General features: G+C 70.6%; 21 protein-coding genes. 12 read left to right on the top strand and 9 right to left on the bottom strand.

The window, feature by feature from the left end:
- The first annotated feature begins 2 nt into the window (after positions 1-2).
- The 4 genes from AC3EN4_RS06695 to AC3EN4_RS06680 are packed head-to-tail and all read left to right on the top strand — an operon-like array spanning position 3 to position 4,632.
- Positions 3-350 (top strand): molybdopterin oxidoreductase, encoded by a 348-nt coding sequence (locus AC3EN4_RS06695; protein WP_435205038.1) that lies wholly within the window; start codon positions 3-5, stop codon positions 348-350.
- Positions 350-2,857 carry a nitrite reductase large subunit NirB gene (nirB, locus tag AC3EN4_RS06690; protein WP_435205037.1) on the top strand — a complete coding sequence of 836 codons (2,508 nt, stop codon included), beginning with the start codon at positions 350-352 and terminating at the stop codon, positions 2,855-2,857. The genes AC3EN4_RS06695 and nirB overlap by 1 nt, the downstream gene beginning before the upstream one ends.
- A complete protein-coding gene (locus AC3EN4_RS06685) occupies positions 2,857-3,186 on the top strand; it encodes a Rieske (2Fe-2S) protein (protein ID WP_435205036.1) in 330 nt (109 codons plus the stop codon). Before nirB ends, AC3EN4_RS06685 begins: the two co-directional genes overlap by 1 nt.
- Positions 3,187-3,240: 54 nt before the next feature.
- Positions 3,241-4,632 carry a nitrate/nitrite transporter gene (locus AC3EN4_RS06680; protein ID WP_435205035.1) on the top strand — a complete coding sequence of 464 codons (1,392 nt, stop codon included), beginning with the start codon at positions 3,241-3,243 and terminating at the stop codon, positions 4,630-4,632.
- 203 nt (positions 4,633-4,835) lie between these two features.
- Here the strand turns inward: AC3EN4_RS06680 and AC3EN4_RS06675 are convergent, their stop codons facing one another.
- The 3 genes from AC3EN4_RS06675 to AC3EN4_RS06665 are packed head-to-tail and all read right to left on the bottom strand — an operon-like array spanning position 4,836 to position 7,032.
- The gene (locus AC3EN4_RS06675; RefSeq protein WP_435205034.1) at positions 4,836-5,333 is read right to left on the bottom strand and encodes a DUF3237 domain-containing protein; all 498 of its coding nucleotides are present in this window, start codon (positions 5,331-5,333) and stop codon (positions 4,836-4,838) included.
- Entirely contained in the window at positions 5,330-5,797 is a 468-nt protein-coding gene (locus AC3EN4_RS06670) for a MarR family winged helix-turn-helix transcriptional regulator (RefSeq protein WP_435205033.1), read from the bottom strand. Before AC3EN4_RS06670 ends, AC3EN4_RS06675 begins: the two co-directional genes overlap by 4 nt.
- The gene (locus AC3EN4_RS06665) at positions 5,794-7,032 is read right to left on the bottom strand and encodes a flavin-dependent oxidoreductase (RefSeq protein ID WP_435205032.1); all 1,239 of its coding nucleotides are present in this window, start codon (positions 7,030-7,032) and stop codon (positions 5,794-5,796) included. The genes AC3EN4_RS06670 and AC3EN4_RS06665 overlap by 4 nt, the downstream gene beginning before the upstream one ends.
- Before the next feature lie 237 nt (positions 7,033-7,269).
- Here AC3EN4_RS06665 and AC3EN4_RS06660 point away from each other — a divergent pair, with 237 nt between their 5' ends.
- The 4 genes from AC3EN4_RS06660 to AC3EN4_RS06645 are packed head-to-tail and all read left to right on the top strand — an operon-like array spanning position 7,270 to position 10,639.
- On the top strand, positions 7,270-8,244 hold the full coding sequence (locus AC3EN4_RS06660; RefSeq protein ID WP_435205031.1) for an ABC transporter substrate-binding protein: 975 nt from the start codon (positions 7,270-7,272) through the stop codon (positions 8,242-8,244).
- Positions 8,245-8,251: 7 nt separating this feature from the next.
- Positions 8,252-9,022 carry an ABC transporter permease gene (locus tag AC3EN4_RS06655; protein ID WP_435205029.1) on the top strand — a complete coding sequence of 257 codons (771 nt, stop codon included), beginning with the start codon at positions 8,252-8,254 and terminating at the stop codon, positions 9,020-9,022.
- The gene (locus AC3EN4_RS06650; RefSeq protein ID WP_435205028.1) at positions 9,019-9,834 is read left to right on the top strand and encodes an ABC transporter permease; all 816 of its coding nucleotides are present in this window, start codon (positions 9,019-9,021) and stop codon (positions 9,832-9,834) included. Before AC3EN4_RS06655 ends, AC3EN4_RS06650 begins: the two co-directional genes overlap by 4 nt.
- Complete coding sequence (locus AC3EN4_RS06645; protein WP_435205027.1) at positions 9,827-10,639, top strand: ABC transporter ATP-binding protein; 813 nt, start codon at positions 9,827-9,829, stop codon at positions 10,637-10,639. Before AC3EN4_RS06650 ends, AC3EN4_RS06645 begins: the two co-directional genes overlap by 8 nt.
- A gap of 109 nt (positions 10,640-10,748) precedes the next feature.
- Here the strand turns inward: AC3EN4_RS06645 and AC3EN4_RS06640 are convergent, their stop codons facing one another.
- The 4 genes from AC3EN4_RS06640 to AC3EN4_RS06625 all read right to left on the bottom strand — a co-directional run bounded on the left by AC3EN4_RS06640 (position 10,749) and on the right by AC3EN4_RS06625 (position 16,200).
- Entirely contained in the window at positions 10,749-11,771 is a 1,023-nt protein-coding gene (locus AC3EN4_RS06640; protein ID WP_435205026.1) for a hypothetical protein, read from the bottom strand.
- A 202-nt stretch (positions 11,772-11,973) separates the two neighbouring features.
- Positions 11,974-13,527 carry a chitinase gene (locus tag AC3EN4_RS06635; RefSeq protein WP_435205025.1) on the bottom strand — a complete coding sequence of 518 codons (1,554 nt, stop codon included), beginning with the start codon at positions 13,525-13,527 and terminating at the stop codon, positions 11,974-11,976.
- Between the two features lie 827 nt (positions 13,528-14,354).
- Positions 14,355-14,960 carry an alpha/beta fold hydrolase gene (locus AC3EN4_RS06630; protein ID WP_435205024.1) on the bottom strand — a complete coding sequence of 202 codons (606 nt, stop codon included), beginning with the start codon at positions 14,958-14,960 and terminating at the stop codon, positions 14,355-14,357.
- Complete coding sequence (locus tag AC3EN4_RS06625; protein ID WP_435205023.1) at positions 14,908-16,200, bottom strand: YbfB/YjiJ family MFS transporter; 1,293 nt, start codon at positions 16,198-16,200, stop codon at positions 14,908-14,910. Before AC3EN4_RS06625 ends, AC3EN4_RS06630 begins: the two co-directional genes overlap by 53 nt.
- An 81-nt stretch (positions 16,201-16,281) precedes the next feature.
- Between AC3EN4_RS06625 and AC3EN4_RS06620 the strand changes: the two genes are divergently transcribed.
- The 4 genes from AC3EN4_RS06620 to AC3EN4_RS06605 all read left to right on the top strand — a co-directional run bounded on the left by AC3EN4_RS06620 (position 16,282) and on the right by AC3EN4_RS06605 (position 18,911).
- Entirely contained in the window at positions 16,282-16,875 is a 594-nt protein-coding gene (locus tag AC3EN4_RS06620; RefSeq protein WP_435205021.1) for a TetR/AcrR family transcriptional regulator, read from the top strand.
- 25 nt (positions 16,876-16,900) lie between these two features.
- The gene (locus tag AC3EN4_RS06615; protein ID WP_435205020.1) at positions 16,901-17,128 is read left to right on the top strand and encodes a hypothetical protein; all 228 of its coding nucleotides are present in this window, start codon (positions 16,901-16,903) and stop codon (positions 17,126-17,128) included.
- 318 nt (positions 17,129-17,446) lie between these two features.
- Complete coding sequence (locus tag AC3EN4_RS06610; RefSeq protein WP_422740738.1) at positions 17,447-17,767, top strand: PadR family transcriptional regulator; 321 nt, start codon at positions 17,447-17,449, stop codon at positions 17,765-17,767.
- Between the two features lie 31 nt (positions 17,768-17,798).
- A complete protein-coding gene (locus AC3EN4_RS06605) occupies positions 17,799-18,911 on the top strand; it encodes a hypothetical protein (RefSeq protein ID WP_435205019.1) in 1,113 nt (370 codons plus the stop codon).
- Between the two features lie 97 nt (positions 18,912-19,008).
- On the opposite strand, the gene AC3EN4_RS06600 is transcribed toward AC3EN4_RS06605, so the two are convergent.
- The gene (locus tag AC3EN4_RS06600) at positions 19,009-20,091 is read right to left on the bottom strand and encodes a cellulose binding domain-containing protein (RefSeq protein WP_435205018.1); all 1,083 of its coding nucleotides are present in this window, start codon (positions 20,089-20,091) and stop codon (positions 19,009-19,011) included.
- 311 nt (positions 20,092-20,402) lie between these two features.
- On the bottom strand, positions 20,403-23,018 hold the full coding sequence (locus AC3EN4_RS06595) for a CHAT domain-containing protein (RefSeq protein WP_435205017.1): 2,616 nt from the start codon (positions 23,016-23,018) through the stop codon (positions 20,403-20,405).
- Between the last annotated feature and the right edge of the window lie 130 nt (positions 23,019-23,148).

Raw genomic sequence — 23,148 nt, 5'->3', positions numbered from 1 at the left:
CTGTGCACACCACTCCCCGTTTCCTGCAAGGCGTCTACAGCTTCGAGGGCAAGGGTCTCGACCGGCCCGCCCTCGTCGACGGCACGCTCAGCTACGTGGTGCCGGGCGGCGTCGTGGCCCAGCCGGTCTACTTCCGCGGCGGCAACTCCAGCGCTGAGCTGATCTGTGTCCTGCTCATGCGCGACGGCCAGCCGATGCGGTACTTCCCGATCGGCGCCAGGTCCGACGTCCACGTGCCACTGCGGGTGGTCGAGGACCTCGACTCCGGCACCGGTATCGAGGTGCACGTGGCGGCGCCCGCCGGGGTGTCCGGCACCGTGATCGTCGACCTGGGTCTGGTCGAGGTCTGATGGACGCCGTCGACCAGCGCCGACGCCTCGTCGTGGTGGGCAACGGGATGGCCGGCGCCCGCACGGTCGAGGAGATCCTCGAACGCGGCGGGCGCGACCAGTTCGCCATCACGATGTTCGGCGAGGAGCCGTACGGCAACTACAACCGCATCCTGCTCTCCAACGTGCTCGCCGGGGCCGACGACGAGGCGGGCATCTTCCTCAACGACATGTCCTGGTACGCCGAGAACGGCATCACCCTGCACGCCGGCACCCGGGTCACCCGCATCGACCGCTTCGCCCGACGGATCTACGCGGACGACGGCACCGAGACGCCGTACGACAAGCTGATCATCGCCACCGGCAGTCGGGCGTTCGTTCCGCCGATCCCCGGCATCCACCGCCCCGGACGTGGCTACCACCAGGGCGTGTTCGCGTTCCGCACCATCGACGACACCCGCAACATGGTCCGGTACGCCCGCGAGCACGAGCGCGCGGTGGTGATCGGCGGCGGCCTGCTCGGTCTGGAGGCCGCGCGTGGCCTGCAGAATCACCTGCCCCACGTGACCCTGGTGCACGCCGCCGGCCATCTGATGAACGCCCAGTTGGACGCCCAGGCGGGCGCCATCCTGCGGCGCAGCATCGAGCGACTCGGCATCGAGGTCGTCCTCGGCGCGCACACCACCGAGGTGCTCGGCAAGCGCGCCGTGACCGGGGTCAAACTCAAGGACGGCCGGACCATCGCCTGTGACGTCGTCGTCGTGGCCGCCGGCATCCGGGCGAACGCCGAGTTGGCCGCGACCAGCGGGCTGCCGGTGGAGCGGGGCATCGTCGTGGACGACCAGATGCGCGTGCAGGACGAGGTCGACATCTACTCGGTCGGCGAGTGCGCCCAGCACCGCGGCGAGACGTACGGCCTGGTGGCTCCGCTGTGGGAGCAGGCCCGGGTGCTCGCCGACCACATCACCGGAACGAACCCGGACGCGGCGTACCACGGCTCTCGACTGGCCACGAAGCTCAAGGTGGCGGGCGTGGACGTCGCGTCGATGGGCCTGAAGGAGGCGGAACGCGACGACGACGAGACGGTGATCTTCGCCGAGCCGGGCAAGGGCGTCTACAAGAGCATCATCATCCGCGACGACCGGCTCGTCGGCGCGACTCTCCTCGGCGACGTGCGGAAGGTCGCGTTCCTCATGCAGGCCTTCGACCGTGGGCTCGCCCTGCCGAAGGAGCGGGTCGAGATGTTGTTCGACCTCGGCGCACCGTCGGCCGAGGTGAGTGCCGCGGAACTCGGCGACGACGTGCAGGTGTGCAACTGCAACGGCGTCACCAAGCGGGCGCTGGTCGGCACCGTGCAGGGCGGCGTGAAGACGCTCAGCGGTGTCATGGACGCCACCCGTGCCGGCAAGGGCTGCGGGTCGTGCAAGGGCCTGGTCGCCCAGATCGTCGAGTGGGCCGCTGACGGCAAGGTCGAGGACGACCCGGCCGCGAGCTGGTACGTCCCCGGTGTGCCGATGCCCAAGGCGGAGCTGATGGCGGTGATCCGCGAACGCGGCCTGAAATCCGTCTCCGCGGTGTTCGCCACCCTCGTGCCCGGCGGCGCGGAGGACGCGAAGAGCAAGATGGGCTTGGCCTCGCTGTTGAAGATGATGTGGGGCGACGAGTACGTCGACGAACGCGACGCCCGCTTCATCAACGACCGGGTGCACGCCAACATCCAGCGGGACGGCACCTTCTCGGTCGTCCCCCAGATCAAGGGCGGCGTGACCACGCCGGCGCAGCTCAGGCGGATCGCCGAGGTGGCCGAGAAGTACTCCGTACCGCTGGTCAAGATCACCGGTGGCCAGCGCCTCGACCTGCTCGGCATCCGCAAGGAGGACCTGCCCGGGGTGTGGGCGGACCTCGACATGCCGTCCGGGTACGCCTACGGCAAGAGCTTCCGGACGGTGAAGACCTGCGTCGGCTCCGACTTCTGCCGCTTCGGGGTCGGCGACTCCACCGCTCTCGGCATCGCGATCGAGGACCGGTTCAAGGGCATCGAAGGCCCCGGCAAGATGAAGCTCGCCGTCACCGGCTGCCCCCGTAACTGCGCCGAGGCGTACGTCAAGGACCTTGGTGTTGTCGCCATCGACGGCGGAAAGTGGGAGATCTACGTCGGCGGGGCCGCCGGCGCCCACGTACGCAAGGGGGACCTGCTCGCCGTCGTCGACTCGCCCGACGAGGTCATCACGCTGACCGGCCGGTTCCTCCAGTACTACCGGGAGAGCGCGAACTGGCTGGAGCGCACGTACGCGTGGGTGCCCCGGCTCGGCATCGACCACATCCGAGCCGTGGTCGTCGACGACAGCGACGGCATCGCGGCGCGGCTCGACGCGACCATGGACGCCTCCGTCGCCGCCTACCGCGACCCGTGGCTGGAACGGCGCGAACCGGTCACCCCAGGGCAGTTCCGTACCTCCCTGCCGTTGACGGTCCTGCCCCGGGTGCCGGTCAACGGCGCCGATCCGGCAGCCGCGAGGCGGGCGTGATGGCCAGGCTCGTCGCCGTGGAACACCGGCTCGGGCCGGTCGACGAGATCCCCCACGGAGAGGGACGTGCCTACGCCGTGGGGACCGACATGATCGCCGTCTTCCGGCTGCGTGACGGCAGCCTGCGCGCCGTGTCCGCGGTCTGCCCGCACGCCGGCGGGCCGCTCGCGGACGGCCTGGTGGATACGGAGGTCGTCGTCTGCCCTCTGCACCAGAACACCTTCGAGCTGGCGACCGGCTGTTCGACCAGCGGACAGTCCCCACTCACGGTGTACCCGGTCCGTGTCGACGCCGACGGACGACTGGTGGTGGGCCTGCCGCCCGCCTGAGGAGCGAATCGATCAAGGTGTCGAGCCGACCGACGACTCTCACTGGGAGGAACCATGACCACGGCCGTGCCCGGCAGCATCGAGCAGGAGCGGCGCAGCCTGACCCTTCGCGGACACTGGATCGACGACTGGCGGCCAGAGGACCCGATCTTCTGGGAACGCCGGGGATCTCGCATCGCCCGACGCAACCTGATCTTCTCCATCTACTCCGAACACATCGGCTTCTCCATCTGGACGATGTGGTCGGTACTGGTGCTGTTCCTCGGGCCGCAGTACGGCATCGACCCGGCCGGGAAATTCCTGCTCACCGCCGTGCCCGCACTGGTCGGGTCGGTACTGCGCATCCCGTACACCCTCGCCGTGGCCCGGTTCGGCGGCCGCAACTGGACGATCATCAGCGCGTCGCTGCTGCTGATCCCGAGCCTGCTCGGCGCTCTCCTGATCCAGCCCGGCGTCTCGTACTCGACGCTGATGCTCATCGCCGCGCTGGCCGGCGTCGGCGGCGGGAACTTCGCCTCCTCGATGGCGAACATCAACGCCTACTACCCGGACCGGCTCAAGGGCTGGGCGCTCGGCATCAACGCCGGCGGCGGCAACCTCGGCGTCGCCGCGGTCCAGCTCGTCGGCCTGTTCGTGCTGGCGGTCCTGGGAGCGGACAGTCCCGGCGTCGTCGCGGGCATCTACCTCCCGGCGATCGTGCTGGCCGCACTCGGGTCCGCGCTGTTCATGGACAACCTCAGCCACGCCCGCAACGAGAAACGGGCCATGCGCGACGTCGCCCGCGAACCGCACACCTGGATCATGTCGCTGCTCTACATCGGCACGTTCGGGTCGTTCATCGGCTTCGGGTTCGCCTTCGGCCAGGTGCTTCAGGTGCAGTTCGCCGACACCTTCGACACCCCGGTGAAGGCCGCATACCTGACGTTCCTCGGACCGCTGCTCGGCTCGCTCATCCGTCCCGTGGGCGGTGTCCTGGCCGACCGGCTCGGCGGGGCCCGGGTCACCTTCGTGAACTTCGTGGCGATGGCGGTCGGCGCGTCGATCGTCCTGCTCGCCTCCCAGCGACACTCGCTGCCGTTGTACCTGGTCGGCTTCATCGCGCTCTTCGTGTTCAGCGGCGTCGGCAACGGCTCGACGTACAAGATGATCCCGGCGATCTTCCGGGCCAGGTGCGGTGTGCGGTCGACCACCCTCGGCGCGGCCGAGCCACACGACCGGACGGCGGAGCACGAGGCACGGCGCCTCTCCGGCGCGCTCATCGGCGTCGCCGGTGCCATCGGCGCGTTCGGCGGAGTCCTCGTCAATCTGGCCTTCCGGCAGTCGTTCCTCGCTTACAAGACCGCGGATGCGGCCTACATCGCCTTCATCGCCTTCTACGCGATCTGCTTCGTCATCACCTGGTTCGTGTATCTACGCCCGTCGTCCGCTCGACTCGAGGGCGTCTGACAGCCGGCTGCGCGGTAACCCCGATTCGCACGTCCGCGGTCCGCGGCACCCGCTGTGCCCGGCGGCCTCGAGACTAGCGGGGCGTGCCCACCTGCGAGCGTCACGCTCGTCGGGTCCCCGGACTATCCAGTCGATCGACCGGGTGCCAGTGGCTCCCAGCGGCAGGCCGACAAGCGCGCCCTGGCAGCCCCGGGCGGGAACAGCTACGTGACGCGGTAGGCGGTGTAGCGCACCCGGTCGGCCTCGCGGATCGCCGACGCCACGAAGACGGACTGCTCCAGGACCGCCAGCGCGGGCACCGACGTCTCCAGTCGTACGCCCAGCCGGAAGTAGTACTCGGACGGGTCGACCGCGTCGCCGCGCAGCAACGCCGCGAGAATCTCCGGGCGGCCGCTGCGGACGCCGAACGTACGCAGGTAGACGTGACCGCCGTCGGCCGTACGCGCCGAGTAGCGCGTGTCGATCTCGATCGCGCCGTCGGGGCGGACCACCTGCCAGTCGGCGCCGCCGGGCACGATGTCCGCCTCGAAGAGACCGGTGACCCGGCCGCCGAGAACAGGCACCACGCGACGGTGACCGGCGCGGGTCATCCCGTGATCCTCCAGCGCGCCGAGGCGCACCTGCACCTCGAACGCGGCCTCCAGCCCGGGAACCGGCGGGGCGGTCACGGCGTCCCGACCGGCGGCTCGGCGCGTACTCATGGAGTGTCCTCAGCGTGCGCGAGGGCGTCGCGGAGGCGTTCCAGCGCGGGCACCGCGGCGGCGAGGGCCGCGCGGTCCGCCGCCGGCAGGGTCGCCGCGGCGCGGGCGACCAGGTCACCGCTCGCGAGGTCGAAGCGGTCGAACAGGTCGAGGGCCTTCGCTGTGGCGAGGACGTCGACGTGGCGGTGGTTGCCGGGACGGGGGCGACGCTCGACGAGGCCGTTGCCCTCCATCGCGGTGAGCAGGTTGCTGACCGTGGATCGGCTCAGGCGCAGCCGCTCGGCCAGCTCACCGGGGCCAGACACGGTGCCCCGGGGCAGGGCCCGCACGATCTCGATCTGCGCGTCCGGGATCTCCGGCAGGTGCTCGGCGGCCCGGGCGGCGGCGAGCAGCGTGCGGCGCAGCGGTGAGATCACCGAGGCCAGGCGTGCCGCGTCCAGTTCGGTCGTGTCCGGGCCGGTCACGGCAGGACACCGGAGAAGGCCGTCGGCGTCAGGGAGGCCCGTTCGTTGAGGTCAGCCGGCAGGAAGCCGGCCGCCTTCTTGTAGCCGGTGGCGATAGCGGTGAGCTCCTCGGGCGGGATGACGTCGTTAATGTGCGTGAACCCGTCCGGCGCGCGCTCGTGGGCGAGCACCATCACCTGTTCCGGGCCCTGCCGCCGGTTGCTCAGCACGAGCGCGGTGGTCACGGGCCGCCGGTCCGCCTCGTAGGCGTCGAGCGCCGCCCGGACCGTCGGCGCGGTCGCGAGGTGGAAGGCGAGGGTACGTGCGTCCAGGATCGCCTGCGACGCCCCGTTGGAACCGTTCGGGTACATCGGGTGGGCCGCGTCGCCGAGCAGCGTGGTGTTGCCGTGGCTCCACGTGTCGATCGGATCGCGGTCCACCATGGGGTATTCGAGGATCTCGTCGGCGGCGGCCAGCAGGTCCGGCACGTTGAGCCACCCAAAACGCCAGTCCGCGAAGAGCGAGACGACCGGCGCGGGGTCGACCGTCCGGTTCCAGTCCGCGTTGGGCCCGGCGAAACCGGGCCCGCGCCGCTCGGCCACGACGTTGACCACGCCGGGACCGATCGGGTACGCCACGAACTTCTGTTCCGCGTCCCCGGCCATGATCATGGTGCGCCCGTCCAGGAATCCGGGTGCCCGTGCCGTCCCGCGCCACAGTGTCAGCCCGTTCCACAGTGGCGCCCCCTCGCCGGGCCGATGTTGGCGACGCAGCGCGGAGTGGATGCCGTCCGCTCCGACGATCAGGTCGCCGCCGACGGTCACCTCCCCCGCCGCCGTCTCGAAGTGCGCGACGCCGTCGCGGACGCCGACGAGCCGGTGCCCGGTGCGCACCGCGTCGGCGCCCAGCCGTTCCCGCACTGCCGCGAGCAGTTCCATCTGGAACCGGCCGCGGTGCACGGAAAGCTGCGGCCAGCGATATCCGGCGTCCAGTCCGCGTGGCTCGCTCCAGATCTGCTGACCGTAGCGGTTGTAGTAGGCAAGCGTGCCAGGTGCGGCACCCAGCCTTTCCATGCGTTCCCCGAGACCCAATTCGGTCAGCTCACGGACGGCGTGCGGGAGCAGATTGATTCCGACGCCGAGTGGGCGCAGCGCGGCGGCGCGCTCGTAGACGGTGATCTCACGGAAGCCGGCCCGGTGCAGGCTGAGCGCGGTGGTGAGGCCACCGATACCAGCGCCCACGATCACGATTGCCACGTCGTCGCCCTCTCCGCCCCGCGCCACCAACCGCACAGTTTGGTCACAAAATCGTCGGCCGTCAAGGCGTGTTCTCGCCACCGTCGGACTACTCGCGGCGCTTGCGATTCGCTCTTTCGGAATTCTTGACAATCAATCGCGCCTGCATGACGCTGATCGACGCGATCGGATGCTTTCGGCACTCCGTCGACCCCACTCCTCAGGCTGCACAAGCGCTGCGCACGGAAGGGCCCGTCCATGAAGAAGGTCACTGCCCTCGCTGTTCTCGCCGGCGTCGTGATCGCCCTGACCGGCTGCACGGATTCCGATGCCACCGATCCGTCCCCCGGGTCGAGCGGCGACCTGCGGAAGGTCCGCGTGGCGGCGCTGCCGATCAGCGAGACCGCCGCGCTGTGGGGCGGCATCAAGGCGGGCATCTTCCGGGAGCAGGGGCTCGACGTGGAGGTGGTGCCCGCACAGGGCGGCGCCCAGGCCATCCCGGCCCTGCTCAACGGCGACATCGACTTCGCCATCGGCCAGCCGTTCGGCCCGTTCCGCGCCGATCTGCAGAATCTCGGCGTGGTGATCATCGGGAACTACGCGTCGTCCTACGCCGACGGCGACGACATCAACGCCGTGCTGGCGTCCACGAAGTCCGGCATCACCCGGCCGGCCCAGCTCGCCGGACGCAAGGTGTCGGTGAACAGCCTGGGCGCCGCCGGCGATGTCACGATCATGGCAGCGGTCGAGAAGGACGGCGGCGATCCCACCAAGGTCAAGTTCGTCGAGGTGGCCTTCCCGGACGCACCGGCCCAGCTCGCCGCCGGCAACATCGACGCCGCCTGGGTGACCGAGCCGTTCATCACCCAGATGCGTAAGCGCGGTGACGTTCTCGTGGTCGCTCCATACCAGGCCACCGTTCCCGGACTCACCACCCTGACCACGATCACGTCGAGCAAGCTGAAGGACTCCGACGCCTCCCTGGTCGCGGACTTCTCGGCGGCGATGAAGAAGACGCTCACCTGGGCCAACGACCCGGCGAACGAGAAGGACCTCCGGCAGGCCATCAAGGACAACCTCGAACTGCCCGATGCGGTGGCGGACTCCGTCCGGCTCCCGGCGTTCGGGTGGGAGATCGACCGGGCCGGCCTGGAGCAACTGGCGACGCTCGCCCAGAAGTACCGCGTACTCGACCGGCAGCCCGACTTCGGCCGTCTCGTCCAGCAGCAGTAGCCGGCCGATGCGCAAGATCCTGCTGGGCGCCGTCGGCCTGCTGGGGTTCCTCGCCGTCTGGCAACTGCTCCCGGCTCTGGGGCTGGTCGACCGGCACGACCTGCCGTACGCCACCGACGTGTTCGGGCGGCTGTTCCACGAGGTCCGCGACCTGGCGTTCTGGCGGCGGCTCCGGCTCACCATGACGTCGTGGGCGATCGGCCTGACGGTGGCGACGCTCGCCGCGGTCGCGGTGGGGACGATCGTCGGGCTGGTGCCGTTTCTGCGTCGCGCCACGCACACGACAGTCGAGTTCCTGCGGCCGGTGCCGTCGGTCGCGCTGATCCCCCTCGCCGTGCTGATGTTCGGCCTGCAGATGCGCGCCGCACTCGTCATCATCGTCTACGCGGCGTTCTGGCAGGTGTTCGTGCAGGTGATCTACGGCGTCGCCGACGTCGACACGGTCGCCCGGGACACCGCGCGGAGCTTCGGTCTCACCCGCTACGAGCGGCTGCGGTATCTCATCCTTCCGACCGCTCTGCCGTACCTGATGACCGGCCTGCGCCTCGCCGCGACGGTCGCGCTCATCCTGGCCGTCACCGCGGAGATGGTGATCGGTAACCCCGGCCTCGGACGCATGATCGAGCTGTCGCGCTCCACCGGGGACGCCGTCGGCCTGTACGGCCTCGTCGTGGTCACCGGCCTTCTCGGCGTGGTGGTGAACGTCGTGTTCCGTTTCGCCGAACGCCGCTCGTTGGCCTGGCACCAGTCGGTGCTCGCGGACGAGGCAACCCGATGACCGCCCTCGGTGCGGGCAGGAACGCCCCTCGCGGCCTCGGCGTACGAGTCGCCGAGGACGTCCTGTACGCGGTCGGGCTTCCCGTCCTGGCCGTGGGGCTCTGGGCCGTCTGGTCCACCCGGTCGGCCAACCGGTTCCTCGTCGGCCCCCGCCCGCTCCTCGACGCGTTCCGGCAGACCTGGATCGGCCCGGCGTTCGTCGACGACGTGCTGCCGAGCGTGTACCGGCTGCTGGTCGGCCTGTTCGCGTCGATCGTGCTCGGCGTCGCCGCCGGCGTCCTCATCGGCCGGTTCCGCCCGCTACGCGAGATCCTCGAACCGCTGCTGGAGTTCTTCCGCGCGATTCCGCCACCGGTGCTGATCCCGGTCGCGATGCTGCTGCTCGGCATCACCGACACCATGAAGGTCGTCGTCATCACCTCCGGCGCGATCTGGCCGATCCTGCTGAACACGATCGAGGGCGTCCGGGCGACCGACAGCGTGCTGCTGGAGACCGCCGACTCGTACCGGATCTCCCGGTGGGAACGGGTGTGGCTGCTGATCCTCCCGGCGGCGAGTCCGCGCATCATGACCGGTGTACGTCAGGCGCTCTCGGTGGCCCTGATCCTCATGGTCATCTCGGAGATGTTCGCGTCCTCGGCCGGCCTCGGCTACCGGATCGCGTACTTTCAACGGAACTACCTCATCGCCGAGATGTGGAGCGGCATCCTCCTGCTCGGCCTCATCGGCGTCCTCCTCGCCGTGGCCTTCGGCGTCGTCGAACGCCGCGTCCTGCGCTGGTACCACGGAATGAGGGAGGCCACCCGTGCCTGACGCACGTCCGCTGCTGCGGGTCGAGCACCTGCGGAAGGTCTACGCCTCCGGCCGGGGCGAGGTCGAGGCGATCGGGGATCTCAGTTTCACCATGATGCCCGGCGAACTGCTGTGCGTCGTCGGCCCGTCGGGCTGCGGCAAGACCACCCTCCTGAAATGCCTCGCCGGACTGCTCCGGCCCACCAGCGGCCTCGTCGAGATGGAGGGATCGCCAGTGACGGGCCCGAGCCCGGCGATGGCAGTGGTGTTCCAGGAGTACGGCCGCAGCCTCTATCCCTGGCTGACGGTCCGGGGCAACGTGGAGCTTCCCCTTCGACACCAGAAGCTCTCCCGCGCCGAACGCGACCGGCGGGTCGCCGACGCCCTCGACGCGGTGGGACTGCCGCAGTCGGCACGCAGCCATCCGTGGCAGCTCTCCGGCGGGATGCAGCAACGGGTGGCCATCGCGCGCGCCATCGCGTACCGGCCCGAAGTGCTGATCATGGATGAGCCGTTCGCGGCGGTGGACGCGCAGACCCGCGCGGACCTGGAGGACCTCGTACGCGACCTGCACCTGAACCGCGGTATCTCCACCGTCTTCGTGACGCACGACATCGACGAGTCCGTGTATCTGGGCCAGCGCGTGCTCGTCCTGTCCCACTCGCCGACCAGGGTGCAGGAAGACCTCGTGATCGACCTCCCGCGGCAACGCGATCAGCTCACCACCCGGGCGCTGCCCCGGTTCACCGAGCTGCGGACCCACGTCTACGCGCAGATCCAGCGGGCCAAGCGCGCGCCGGCCTCGGCACCCCACCCGGCGCCGTGACGCGCCTCGCCGACCCGGCGACGCCCGTAGCCGCCGGCACTCGACCGGGCCGCAGGCCTCTCGCAAGGGCCGGCCTCCGGCCGGAACACCGGTCGTGGTGGCGACTGTGTCAGCAGTCGGTCCAGCGCACGGGGAGCAGTCGGGAGCCGTTGACGTAGCCGACGACGAGGCCGTCGTCGGCGATTTGCCAGCCAATGATGGTCTGGACGCCCGGGATGGCGCCGGGCAGGGAGACGAGCCGGTCGCCGTGGTCGACGACTCGGTCGCCGAGCACCGTGCCCTGACTGTTCACGTCCTGTGTCGACACCAGCGCCGGGTGCAGGGCGTTGGCCAGGCCAGTGCGCAGATCCCAGCGCACCAGGGTGCTGTCCTCGTCCTCGCTGCCGATGCCGAAACGGCCAACCGCCCAGTTGCCTCGGGCCGCCTGGACCCGCGCCCACCGGGCACCGGGGACGGTGAGTCGGTCGGTCCTCCCGTCGGGATGGCGTACCCAGCCGAATACGCCGGTGCCGCCGACGATGGTGCCGTCGTCGAAGATCTCCACCGCGCCAGAGCTGGATGACGGTGCGTCGATCACCTCGACGGTGCCCGGACGGCCGGCGGGCCAGAGCAGCGGCAGAGCCGTCTCGGTCTCCTCGACGGCGCCGGTGCCGACGATGTCACCGCCCGCGTTGATGCTGTGCACCGAGACGTTGGCGACCACCGACGGGACGGGTAGCCACTCCAGCCGCCCCTGCACGTAGCGCCAGGGGCGGTAGACGTCACCGACATAGGCGGTGCCGATGGCAACGCCGTACCGGTTGATGCCGTAGACCTGCGGCTCCGTTTGAAACTCGACGACGGTGAGTCGGGGTTGGTTCCACGCCCCGGGCCGGGTGGCCCAGAGCAGCAGCAGCGGCTGCCGATCCTCGCCATCGATTCGGTAGCCGGGGCCGGCGATGAACCGACCGGTCGGGTCGACCGCCCGAGCTTGACCATTCAGGTCCGCTGGCAGGGGCAGTGGCCGTAGCGTGCACGCCGACACGGTTCGCGCCTGCGGCCCGGCCGTGGCGACGCCGGGCAGCCCCAGCGTTGCGACGAGGATGCCAGCGGTCAGACCGGCCAGGAAACCGTTCCGAGAGATCCGGGTCATCGCTGCCTCCAGTGACGCGCGGTGGTGACGTGCTCACACCAAAGCACGTCGACCCCCGCCACCGGAAGTGCTCTGCCGACGCTCGTCGAGGTTGCTGGGTCGCTCACCTCCACGGTGGAACGTGGCACGCGGGCCAGGTCGCGGCCGGTCCGGATCGACCGGGCCGCGACGCCGATTCGGGCTGGTTGGGCCAGCCTCGCGGTCAGGGCAGCGCCTTGAGGAACGGGCCGTGGTTGAGCCGGAATTCCCAGGAGTAGTAGCGGTCCCAGTTGATCGACCACGTCATGAGCCCTCGGAAGTTGGGGTTGGTCCCGCTGCGCGGGGTGTACGCGCCGCAGTTCTGGCCTCGGACCAGGCAGTTCACCGCCTGTTGCACGCCGGCCGGGGCGAGGTAGCCGTTGCCGGCGCTGGTGGAGGAGGGCGCGCCGAACGCGACCTGGTCCTCGCGCAGTGCGGGGAAGACCGCGTTGGCGTTCCCGGCCACGGGGAAGCCGGCCAGCAGCATGTCCGTCATCGCGATGTGGAAGTCGGCGCTGCCCATGGTGTGGTACTGACCGTCGAGCCCGACGATGGGGCCGGAGTTGTAGTCCTGGACGTGCAGGACGGTGAGGATGTCGCGCAGCGCGTAGATCACCGGCAGGTACGACCCGGCCCGGGGATCCTGGCCGCCCCATGGGCCGGAGCCGTAGAACTGGTAGCCGAGCTGCACGAAGAACGTCTCCGGAGCCATCGTGAGTACGAAGCCGCTTCCGTAGCGCTGCCTGAGCTCGCGAATCGCCGAGATCAGGTTCACCACGACCGGGGTGGTCGGGTTGCGGAAGTCGGTGTCGCCGGTGTTGAGGTAGAGGGAGTGGCCCTCGAAGTCGATGTCCAGGCCGTTGAGGCCGTATCGGTCAATGATCGCCGACACCGAGCGGACGAATGCGTCACGGGCGGCGGTCGTGGTGAGTTGCACCTGCCCGTTCTGACCACCGATGGACAGCAGCACCTTCTTGCCCTGCTGCTGCTTGGCGCGGATCGCCGCCGTGAACTGGGCCTCGGTCTCCACGGTGGGGCACTCGGCAACCGGGCAGAGTTGGAAGCGGATGTCGCCGGAGGTGACCGAGGTGGGCTCGCCGAAGGCGAGGTTGATGATGTCCCAGTCGTCGGGCACGTCGGCCATCCGCAGGTACCCGGCCCCGTTGGCGAAGCTGGCGTGCAGGTAGCCGATCAGCGCGTGCTTCGCCAACCCCGTGTTCGGCGGCGGGCTGGTGGGCGGTGTCGTGGTCGGCGGCGCAGTCGTGGGGGGTGCGGTGCTCGGCGGCGCTGTCGTGGGAGCCGCGGTGGTCGGCGGTGTCGTGGTGGGAGGTGTGCCACCGGCGCATGGCGCGCCGTTGAGTGTGCAGTCGACGGGCGAGCCGGAGCCGGTGGCCAGGAAGCCGAACGACGCCGACGCGCCCGGGGCCAGGGTGCCGTTCCACGAGCGGTTGGTGAAGGTGTGCCGCTGCCCGACGCTGCTGACCGTGGCGTCCCAGTACGAGCCGAGGGTCGTGCCCGTCGGCAGGGTGAAGGCGACCTGCCAGCCGGTGATCGTGCTCGACCCACCGTTGGTGATGGTGTAGCGGCCCTCCCAGCCGTTGCCCCAGTCGGACGTCTTGGTGAAGGTGGCCGTCGGGCCGGCGGCCAGGGCTGGATAAGCGAAGGTCAGGGTCGCCGCGGCGGCGGAGACCAGGGCCGCCAGGACAGCCAGGAAGGGTGTTCGTGATCTGCGTGCCATCCGGTCCTCCCGAGGGGTGCCCGGTCGAGATATCGACGGGTGACTAATTATTAGGTTTGTTAACTGAAGATGTCCAGAGGCAGTGGTGCTGCGCGAAGGTCGCCCGCCGTGAGACCACCCCGATGAGGGACCACCGCCGGCAGCCGGACACGACCCCTTCGTCGCCTTGGATACGCCCTGCTCGAACAAAGGCGAACAGTTCGGGACACGGGCGGCGGTTGACCTTCCCCTGCGGCACCATCAAGCTATTGCTGGCCCAGCATTTTGCCGGCGCCGATTCCGATAGGCGCAATCGCCACCCATGCATGTACCTGCATTGCGCGGTCAGCGCTTGAGCCTCGTCTGCGGATTGGGGGTATGGTCCTGTAGTTAACTGTCACTAATCAGCTGAATACGACCTGCCTCTATTGAAGCGTAGTCAATGGAAGGGAAAACGTGATGCGGCGTAAAATCGCTCAGGCCATGGCGCTAACGGTCACAGCAGTCGGCTTGTCCGTGGTCGGATACTCCACACCGGCGATGGCAGCACCATGTGGCGTCAGTGGGCCTGACGTCGACAGCAGCTCCTACGGAAAGTATTTCCTGCGGAGCGTCTCTCTCCGCAATGGGCCGGATTGGACTTGCGACGTCATCGGAACTGCCACTACCGCCAACACCGTCGACTACCACTGCTTCGTAATCGGAGAGACAGGAACCTGGACCTACCTGCGAACGGCGACGAACAAGTACGGCTGGGTCTGGGACGAGTACCTGGACGGCAACGGTTCTCAGGTGCACTGCAGCAACGGCTAAGGAGCGCGTCGAGGTCGGCAGTGCGGCACCACCCCTCAGCGGGAGGCGGAAACGTCCTGCAGAATCCGCGCCAACTCGTTCGGCGTGTCACGCATGAGGTTGTGTCCTCCCGCTAGGGCGTGGGTTCTCCAGGCGGGGTCCGCGCTCAGCCTCTGGTAGGTCGCGGTGAACGGGGACTGGTCGGCCCAGCCGGTCGCGTACACGTAGTCCCGACGTTTGATGTGTCCGAGTTCGCCGGTGAGTCGGAGTGGCTGGAGCAACGAGGCGATCGGGTGGGGCGTCGCCCGGGCGTCGAAGAACGGTAGGGGCCGGGACGCGCAGCCGGTGTCGTCCACGTCCAGGTACCACTTCCGCTCCTGGTCCGACACCAGCGACCAGCAGGAGTCACCGTCGGTGGGAACCACGGCGTCCAGGTAGACCAGGGAGTCGACCCGTTCGGGTGCCTGGTCCGCGGCCCCGGTGATCACCATCCCGCCGTAGCTGTGCCCGACCAGCACGGCGTCCCGCAGGTCCTCGACCTCGAGAGTCGCCACCACGTCCTGGATGTGCGTGTCGAGGTTCACCGTGCCGTGCAGCAGGTGCGAGCGTTCACTCAGGCCGGTCAACGTCAGCGGGTGGACGCTGTGCCCGAGGCCACGCATCCGTCGAGTGAGGTCCTCGAAGCACCAACCGCCGTGGCACATCCCGGGTACGAGTACGAAGTCGGTCATGGTCCTTCTCCTTGGGTTGGTCGTGAGTGGTCAGGGTTGGGCGCGTCGGGGCAGGGACGAGGGCGATCAGTGCGGCAGCGGCACCCAGGACGGCGGTCCACGCGAGGGTGGCCGCGGTCGAGGTGCGGTCGGCGATCAGGCCGGCGAGCCACGGACCGGCCGTCTGGCCGGCGGCGAATACCGCGGTGAACAGGGCGAGCGTGGCGGCCCAGTCGGCTGCGGGCGTGCGTGCCCTGATGAGGGCGGTGACCGCCGCGGGCACGCCCATGAAGGTCGCGCCGTACAGGAGCGCGGAGGCCAGGACGACCCGTGTCGCGGACGACACCAGCATCAGCGCCGCACCGGCGCTCATAACGGCGAGGAGCGTGGCCAGCGCCCGATTGCCGGGCCACCGGGTGATCGGACGAGTCCACACCGCCGGCGCCGCCGCGACAGCCGAGCCCAGCACGGCCCAGGTGAGGACGACCTGCCCGATGGAGGTGTCGTGGTCGGCCAGGTAGGCGGACAGGAAGGTGATGTAGGTGATGTAGCCGGCGGCGAACAACAGGTAGGCCAGGGCGGGCGCCAGCAGCGGCCCGAGCCGGGCCCGGCCGGTGACGGGCGCTTCGGCTTCGCTGCGGGCCGCGGTCCAGCTCACCGCCGTCGCCAGTGCGGCGGCGGCGCCCAGGGCCACCCAGGCCAGCCGCCAGTGCTCGCCAAGCAGTGGTACGGCCACACCGCTGAGCACGATGCCCAGCCCGGTACCGGCGAAGTACACAGTGATGGGGGTGCCTGACGCGACACCGGACGCGAGGCGGGACGCGAGCACCCCGCCTGCGATGAACACCACCGCGCCAGTGGCCCCGGAGAGCGTACGGAGGATCATCAGCGTCAGGTGGTCGTCGCTGACCGCGGTGCTGGCCAGCGATGCGGCGGTCAGCGCCATGGCAAGGCGGAACGCGGTGGCCGCGCCGAGGCGGCCTACCAGCCCCCTGGTCAGCAGGGCGCCGAGCAGATAGCCGAAGCCGTTGGCTGCGCTCATGGCGCCGGCTGCTGCCAGGGTCCAGCTCAGGTCGTCTCGCATCGCCGGCAACAACAGCCCGTAGGCGAAGCGCGCGAAGCCGAGGGCGGACGCCGTGCCCAGGGCGAGCCGCAGGGCCGGCCACATTCCGTTGAACGCGACCGATGTCATCAGCCCTCCCGATGATCGAACCGATCAGTACGAACTCGGGAATGCTAGCAACAGAAGGAACCGCTCGGTACCATCTATCCCGTGCCAGTTCCCAAGGGTTCAACGATCGACCCGGAGCGCACCCGCTCGGGCATCATCGACGCGGCGTCCCCGTTGCTGTACGAGCGGGGCCTCGACGGCATCGGCGTCGCCGAACTGTGCTCCCGTATCGGCGTGTCCAAAGAGACCCTCTACCGGTACTTCGGCACCAAGGACGGCCTGATCCAAGCGGTGCTGGAGGCGCGCAGCGACCGGGTGACGTCCTGGATCGCCGGGGCCGTGGCCGCCGCTGGGGACGATCCCCGCGACCAGCTCGCCGCCGTCTTCGACGAGCTTCAGCGGTGGTACGAGGAGCCGACGTTCCGAGGCTGCGCCTTGCAGAACGCCGCGGCCCAACACCAGGCCCAGCCCGTCATGGACATCACGGCGCGCCACCTCGACCGCCGCCTCAACCTCCTGACCGGCATCGCCCGGCGCACCGGCGCGGCCGACCCGGGCGCGCTGGGGCGACAACTGCTCCTCCTGGTCGAGGGGGCCACCCTGATCGCCGCCCACCACGACCGGACCAGCGCCGGCAGGCACGCCAAGCGGGCCGCCCTCGCCCTGCTGGCCGCCGCTTCACCTGCCGGCGCCTGACTCCGGCCGCACGTCGCCCCGCTCGGTGCGCCTCGGCCGCGCGGTGCGCCTGCTCTCCCCACGCGAAGGCGCCGGCCCTCACCGCCGCTGGTTCGACACCCTCGACACGCGGCAACTCGACCTGCGACCGCTCGCCCTGTTTCAGCCGCGTCGCGGCTACACCCCCGACTTCCTCTCCCCGCCCCCGGTCAGCCCGCGCGCCCGGTTCGAGGACCCCTGGCCACCGATCGGCACACCGCTCTGGGACGGCTGATCGGGCGGACCCGGGCGGCGCTGCTGCCGAGCCTCGACGAGCCGACCAGCACCACGACCCTGGCCCACCGCCACGCGTTGGCAGCCGGCACGGTGTCCGAGCACCTGTCGGTGCTGCGCGACGCCGGCTTCGTCACCGGGGAACGACACCGGCACGAGATCCGCTGTCGCCGTACGCCCCTCGGCGGAGCCGCGCTCCGTTAGTGGGATGTGTGGGCGAGCGACCCCCAGGTGGTGGGTCCGCCGCGCACCGACTGATCCTCAGGCAAACGCTTTGACGATAGATTGATCAGCGATATATGTTGCCTCGGTGACTGAGATGCGTGAGGCCACCTTCCTCATCCTGACCGCGCTGGCTGACGAACCGCGCCACGGCTACGGGATCATCCAGGAGGTCACGGCTCTGTCGGACGGGCGCGTCACCCTGCTGCCGGGAACCCTCTACGCCGCGCTGGACCGACTGGCCGCGCAGGGCATGGTCGAGCTCAGCCACGAACAGGTCGTCGACGGCCGGCTGCGCCGGTACTACCGGCTGCGCGCCGACGGCCGTGCCGAACTCGCACTGCAGACGGAACGGCTGCGCCAACTGGCATCCGCCGCCGAATCCCGGCTGCGCCACCTGCGGCCCAACCCCGCCTGATCCCGACTGTCGCCGCGTCCTGGGAGATCCCATGTACCGCTGGTTACTGCTGTCCTACCCGCGCGACTACCGTCGGGAGCACGGCGCCGAAATCCTCGAGACGGTACACGACACCGCGTCCACCTACCCAGGCGTGCGGGTGGCGGCCAATCTCGTACGTCACGGTCTGCGCGCCCGCCTCGGCCGACCCGCGAGCCGTACGGTGGTCCTCTGGGCAACGGTCTTCACGGTGGCCTGCGGTCTGTTCGCCGCGTCCTTCGGCACCTGGCTCACCTGGCTCGGCTCCCGTCCGCTCGACCACGACGAGCTTGCCGTCGCGGTCAGCCAGTTGTATCCGGACAAGCCGGTGAGCCAGATCGACACGGACGACCCGCCGTCGGTGTTCGTCATCTACGGCAGTCCGCTGAGCTGGAGCTCCGCTTCGAACCTGCTGTTGGGCGACGGCGGCGAATATTCGCTGGCCGGTCTCGGCGCGTCCTTCGAGCAACTACCGGCCGACAACCGCCCGCAAGTCCTCGCCGAGCTTCTACAGCGGCTGCGGGCCTCCGGATGGGAGTACACCGAACCCGTCTACTCCAACGCGTATGACTGCGTTCCCGACGACTCGCGCTGCGACCCCGCGACGATACCCTCCGACATCGCGGTCTACGCGCAGCGTGGCGACGACATTCTCGAAGTGTCCATCAACGACGACAACACGACGCCGAAGATGAGCCTCGCCCTGACCCGATCAACCCCGTGGAGCGCCTACCCCGTCGGCGTCATCGCCTTCGTGCTCGGCGCACTCAGTGGCTGGTGCCTGTTCGGCTGGGCCAGTCGAAGTTTGCAGGGACGCCATCCGCTGGCCCAAGCATCGACAAAGTTGCTGTTCGGCTTCGCGATGGTGCTGTGGTGGGCACCGATCCTGTTGAGTACGTCGCTGATGCTCTCGCACCAACTGAGCGAGCCACACCCTCGCTGGCATCTGCCGTGGGAGTGGCTCGGCCAGCCCGCCATGTCACTGGCGTTCCTCTGCGGCAGCCTCGCGCTCGCGCTCACGCTGAGCCTTGCCGCGCTCCCCCACCGGGCCGCCGCCGGTCGCCGTCGGTCTCGGGTAGCAGTGGTGGCACCGTCCTCGGCTGGTCGTCGTCGATGGCGACCATGACCAGGTGGACGGTGGCCACGTCGGTGGGCGGACCGGCCCGATCCCACCGGTCGGCGGTGATCTGCACCGCGACCTGCCTGCCCTTACCGGAGGGTCGCTAACGGATGGTGAAGGTCAGGGGGTTCGAGATGCCGAGGCCGCCGTGGGAATCGTGGACGCGCACGGTGAAGGTGGATGACGTACCGGCCGACAGGGCCGCCTGGAACTGGTAGCGCTGTCCGCTGTTGGTAGGCGTCCCGGCCAGCCGGGTTGAGCCGAGGTAAAGCTCCACCCGGCTGACGAGGTCCCCGGGATCGGTGTCGGCGACGTCGGCGACCAGCGTGACGGTCGTCGGTTCGAGGAAGTAGGTCTGCCCGCCGGGGGTGCTCAGCGCCACCGCCGGCGGATGGTTGGTGCCGGTGGACGCCGGCGTCACCACCGTGACCAGCAACGGCGGGGCTGCGCCGGACAGCGACTGGTCGGTGCCGGCCGAGACGTACAGCACGAAGGTGGTGCTGGTGCCGGGCTCCCCGATCGGTGGTGTCCACAGCGCCTCGAACCGATCACCGGTCGTCCTCACCCCCTGGGCCACCGTGACGCCGTCCACCCGGAACGACACCGAGGTAATGCTGTGTCCGCCTCCCACGGTCGCGGTCGCCGCCAGCGGGACGGTGCCCGGCGTGGTGTACACCGCGCCGACGGTCGGGCTGAGCCAGGTGACGATCGCCGGGTAGTCAGCGACCGGCGGTGTGGGCGTCCGGGTCGGCGTCGGCGTCACGCTGGGCAGGACGCCGCCGGTACACGCGACGCCGTTGAGCATGAACGACGCCGGCATGGGGTTGCTGCCCGACCATGCACCGATGAAACCGATGTTTGTGGAGCCATTGGTGCCCAGGGTCGCGTTCCAGCCCAGATGGGTCGCGCTGACCTGCTGGCCCGACTGCGCCCAGGTGGCGCTCCAGTTCTGTGTGAGCCGCTGGTCGACCGCGGGGAACGCGAACCGCAGCGTCCACCCGTTGAGTGGGTCACCCAAGTTGGTGATCGCGATATCGGCGTGGAAGCCACCGGTCCACTCGCTGGTGACGACGTAGGTCACCCGACAACCGGCCGACGCGTTCGCCGCGCTGGCGTGTGAGATCGCGGCCATCATCGCGACCATGGCAACAGCGATGGCGGCCACAGCAGTCAGCGACTTCCGCATGACACACCTCGCATAAATAGTCACGCATCGATGATGCACGTCGACTGTCCTGCTGTTCCGCCTACCTGTCAAGGCACCGCACGGCAGTGCACCGCCCCGACGAGCGCCCTGGTGCGTACGGGGAGCGACTGAGCGGTAGGGCGCTGATCGCGCCGTCGGTAGTTCGTTGCTGGGGTCCGGCATCCCCGTCCACGAACACGGTGCGCACCCCCGAGGGCCAGCTCGTACCCGGAGCCGGCGTCCGTCCGAACCAGGGGTACGTGTACGTCCGGGCGCCGCGCCGACCCGGCTCGGGACCGCTCCCGCTCCGGTCAGCCAGCCCCGAAGCAGACGAACGCCGCCGCGGTGGCCTGGGCGGGACCGTCACCCGCCGCACCGAACGCCCGCTGCGCGTCGGCGAGGGCTCGCGCCGGGCCGGCGCCCGCCCGCATCCGCGCGTGCAGGTCCAGCATCAGTGCCGTGGTGGGCTCGGCCGGCACGGGCAACACGGTCGCGATCAGGCACCGGGTGCCGAGCGCCAGGAGCACCGCGGTGAACCCCATGACCTCGTCGCCGGGGCGTAGCCCGGTCAGGCCGGAGTCACAGGCGGAGAGCACCACGCAGCCGGGCGGTCGGGCGACCGCCTCCCACTCGTAGGCGAACAGCGGCCCGTCGGCCAGTTCCAGGGTGGAGAACTGCGGGTTGTCCGCGCGGAATGTGCCGTGGGCCGCGATGTGCACCAACCCCGCCCCGTCCAGCGCGGCGGTCAGCGCCGCGGTGGTGGCGTCGGGCCCGGTGAGCCGCCGCGCGCCGGGCAGGACCTGGGCGAGCCGGCATACCTCGGTGTGCCCGGCCGGCAGGCGCGGACCGGCGGCCAGGACCGGCGGCCCGGCGGGCAGCTCCCGCCGGTCCGCCCCGAGCCAGGCGGTGGCCGAGGGGGCGACGGTCACCGGACGCCCCGCACAGGTGGGCAGCGCCGACCAGGGCACCGCGTGCAGCGCCCCGACCGGGACGATCACCAGGGCCCGGTCGGCCAGCCGCCGCCGCAGCGAAGCGAACAGCAGCCGGTCCAGGGCGGCCGCGGCGTGAACGGCCCCCGCCCGCGCGGCGGCCGCGTCGCCGGTGGTGACCAGCCGGCGCAGGGCGAACCGGTGCCGGCGGGCCAGGTCCGCCGCGGCGGCGAGCGGACCCAGGTCGTGCAGGCTGGCCCGACCGTCGCGAACCAGCACCGCCCGGATCCGGTCGTCGTGGGCCACCAGCTCGACCAGCACCCGGGAGCCGAGCCGCGCGGCCAGCGCGCCCACCCCGGGCGGGGCCAGCACGGCGCCGCCACCGGGCACCCGCCGGGCCAGGTCCCGGATGCGCTGCTCCAGCCGGGCCTGCCGGCCGCGCAGGGCGGTTGCCGGGCGGCCGGCCAGCACCTCGTCTTCGAGCAGGCCGCTGACCAGTCGAAGCTCGGCGAGCACCGCCACCAGCTCGGGGTCGGCCGGGGGCCGGGCAGGCCGGGCCCGCAGCGCGTTGGCCCGCCACCGCTCCGCCCAGGCCAGGACCCGCGCCGGCGCGTCCGCCCGGACCGCGATGTCGACGCCCTCGGCCGCCAGTTCCTGACCGTACGCTCCGCTGTGGGCACGCAGCTCCGTGGCACCGAGCGACATGCGGTGCCGGTCGAGTACGGCCAGTCCGCGGCGTAGCGCCCGGGCGGCCCCGGGTTCATCCCCACCGAGCCGGCGCGACAGGGCCAGGGCGTACCAGCCCTGTGCTCGCCGGTCGGCGGTGCCGCGACGGCGGGCCCGGGCGGCTACCTCCAGCAGGTTCCGGGCCCGGCCTGGCCGCCCGAGCGCGGCAGCCACCAGACCGGCCTCGATCCGGGTGGTCAGCGCCGGACCCGGCCACCCGGTGGCGTCGAGCTGGTCGGCGGTACGCGCCATGGCGGTGAACAGGGGTGCCGAGCGGGTGCCCCGGCGGTACTCGGCGCGCAGCTCGACGTGCCGGGCGAAGACGGCCCAGGTGCGCCGGCCCTGGCGACGGAACCGGGCCCGGGCGGCGGCGGCGGCCTCGGTCGCGGTGTCCAGGTCCGCGGCGAGCAGCGCCGCGCGGGCCCGGGCCAGCAGCGCCTCGGCAAGGTCGGAGGCCATGCCCCGACGCCGCAGTTCCCGGACGGCCTCCGTCGCGACCATCACCGCCTCGTCGACAAGCGGCACCGACAGCAGCAGCTCGACGCGGTCCAGCAGCAGCGCCGGCCGGGGTACGGCGAGCCGCCGGTACTCCTCGTCGACGGTGGCGAAGCAGCGCAGCGCCCCGGCGATGTCGCCCCGCTGGCCGGCCGCGATGCCGCAGTTCCACCGGGCGTCGGCCGCCGCGAGGTCCAGGCCCAGCCGTTGGAAGGCGGCTGCCGCGCGGGACAGGTCGTCGTCGGTGCCGCCGGCAGCGCCCCGGTGGGCGTTGAGCAGCCCCCGGTTGTTACGCGCCCGCGCCTCCAGCAACAGATCACCCTCGCGCAGGGCGATGTCGACGGCCAAGCCGTAGTCGCGTACCGCCTCGTCGTAGCGACCTCGGTAGTGCAGCACCACGCCCCGCTGCATCCGGGCCCGCCCCGCGTCGGCGCCGACGAGTTGCGGCAGCGCGGCGGTCACCGCGCGCAGCGCCGCAGCGGTGTGGCCGGCGTTGGCCAACACGTAGCCCAGGCTCATCCGGGCCAACGCTCGGGTCCGAGGCGTGCCGGCGGCCCGGACCGCGCGGCGCAGGTGGCGCAGCGCGCCGGGAAGGTCGTTGAGCTCCCGCAGGGCCAGACCGACGGCCCGCTCGGCGGTGGAGCGCTCGTCGGCCCCGGCCGCGGGCCCGGCGGCCAGCACCCGCTGGGCGATCGCGATCGCCTCGCGCGGGTAGCGCTGGACGGCGTCAAGCGCCGCCTGGGCCGTGCCGGCACCGGAACCGGTGCTGTCGGGCATGCCCCACAGAGTCCCCGCACTGATGCCCAGCCGTCAATGTCTGCGCGAGCCTGTCGGGATTCTGCACCCACCCTTAACGCCATTGACACGCGACTATGCTTTGGAAGAATCGACGACACCCGGGAACGCG

The organism is Micromonospora sp. bgisy143 (assembly GCF_057708145.1).
Note: the sequence above shows the minus strand (reverse complement) of the source record. Positions and strands in the feature narration are given on the sequence as shown.

Coding starts and splice junctions, on each gene's coding strand:
- nirB (WP_435205037.1), top strand. CDS start 350: ATGGACGCCGTCGACCAGCGCCGACGCCTCGTCGTGGTGGGCAACGGG.
- AC3EN4_RS06685 (WP_435205036.1), top strand. CDS start 2,857: ATGGCCAGGCTCGTCGCCGTGGAACACCGGCTCGGGCCGGTCGACGAG.
- AC3EN4_RS06680 (WP_435205035.1), top strand. CDS start 3,241: ATGACCACGGCCGTGCCCGGCAGCATCGAGCAGGAGCGGCGCAGCCTG.
- AC3EN4_RS06675 (WP_435205034.1), bottom strand. CDS start 5,333: ATGAGTACGCGCCGAGCCGCCGGTCGGGACGCCGTGACCGCCCCGCCG.
- AC3EN4_RS06660 (WP_435205031.1), top strand. CDS start 7,270: ATGAAGAAGGTCACTGCCCTCGCTGTTCTCGCCGGCGTCGTGATCGCC.
- AC3EN4_RS06655 (WP_435205029.1), top strand. CDS start 8,252: ATGCGCAAGATCCTGCTGGGCGCCGTCGGCCTGCTGGGGTTCCTCGCC.
- AC3EN4_RS06650 (WP_435205028.1), top strand. CDS start 9,019: ATGACCGCCCTCGGTGCGGGCAGGAACGCCCCTCGCGGCCTCGGCGTA.
- AC3EN4_RS06640 (WP_435205026.1), bottom strand. CDS start 11,771: ATGACCCGGATCTCTCGGAACGGTTTCCTGGCCGGTCTGACCGCTGGC.
- AC3EN4_RS06635 (WP_435205025.1), bottom strand. CDS start 13,527: ATGGCACGCAGATCACGAACACCCTTCCTGGCTGTCCTGGCGGCCCTG.
- AC3EN4_RS06630 (WP_435205024.1), bottom strand. CDS start 14,960: ATGCGTGGCCTCGGGCACAGCGTCCACCCGCTGACGTTGACCGGCCTG.
- AC3EN4_RS06625 (WP_435205023.1), bottom strand. CDS start 16,200: ATGACATCGGTCGCGTTCAACGGAATGTGGCCGGCCCTGCGGCTCGCC.
- AC3EN4_RS06610 (WP_422740738.1), top strand. CDS start 17,447: ATGCGTGAGGCCACCTTCCTCATCCTGACCGCGCTGGCTGACGAACCG.
- AC3EN4_RS06605 (WP_435205019.1), top strand. CDS start 17,799: ATGTACCGCTGGTTACTGCTGTCCTACCCGCGCGACTACCGTCGGGAG.
- AC3EN4_RS06600 (WP_435205018.1), bottom strand. CDS start 20,091: ATGCGGAAGTCGCTGACTGCTGTGGCCGCCATCGCTGTTGCCATGGTC.
- AC3EN4_RS06595 (WP_435205017.1), bottom strand. CDS start 23,018: ATGCCCGACAGCACCGGTTCCGGTGCCGGCACGGCCCAGGCGGCGCTT.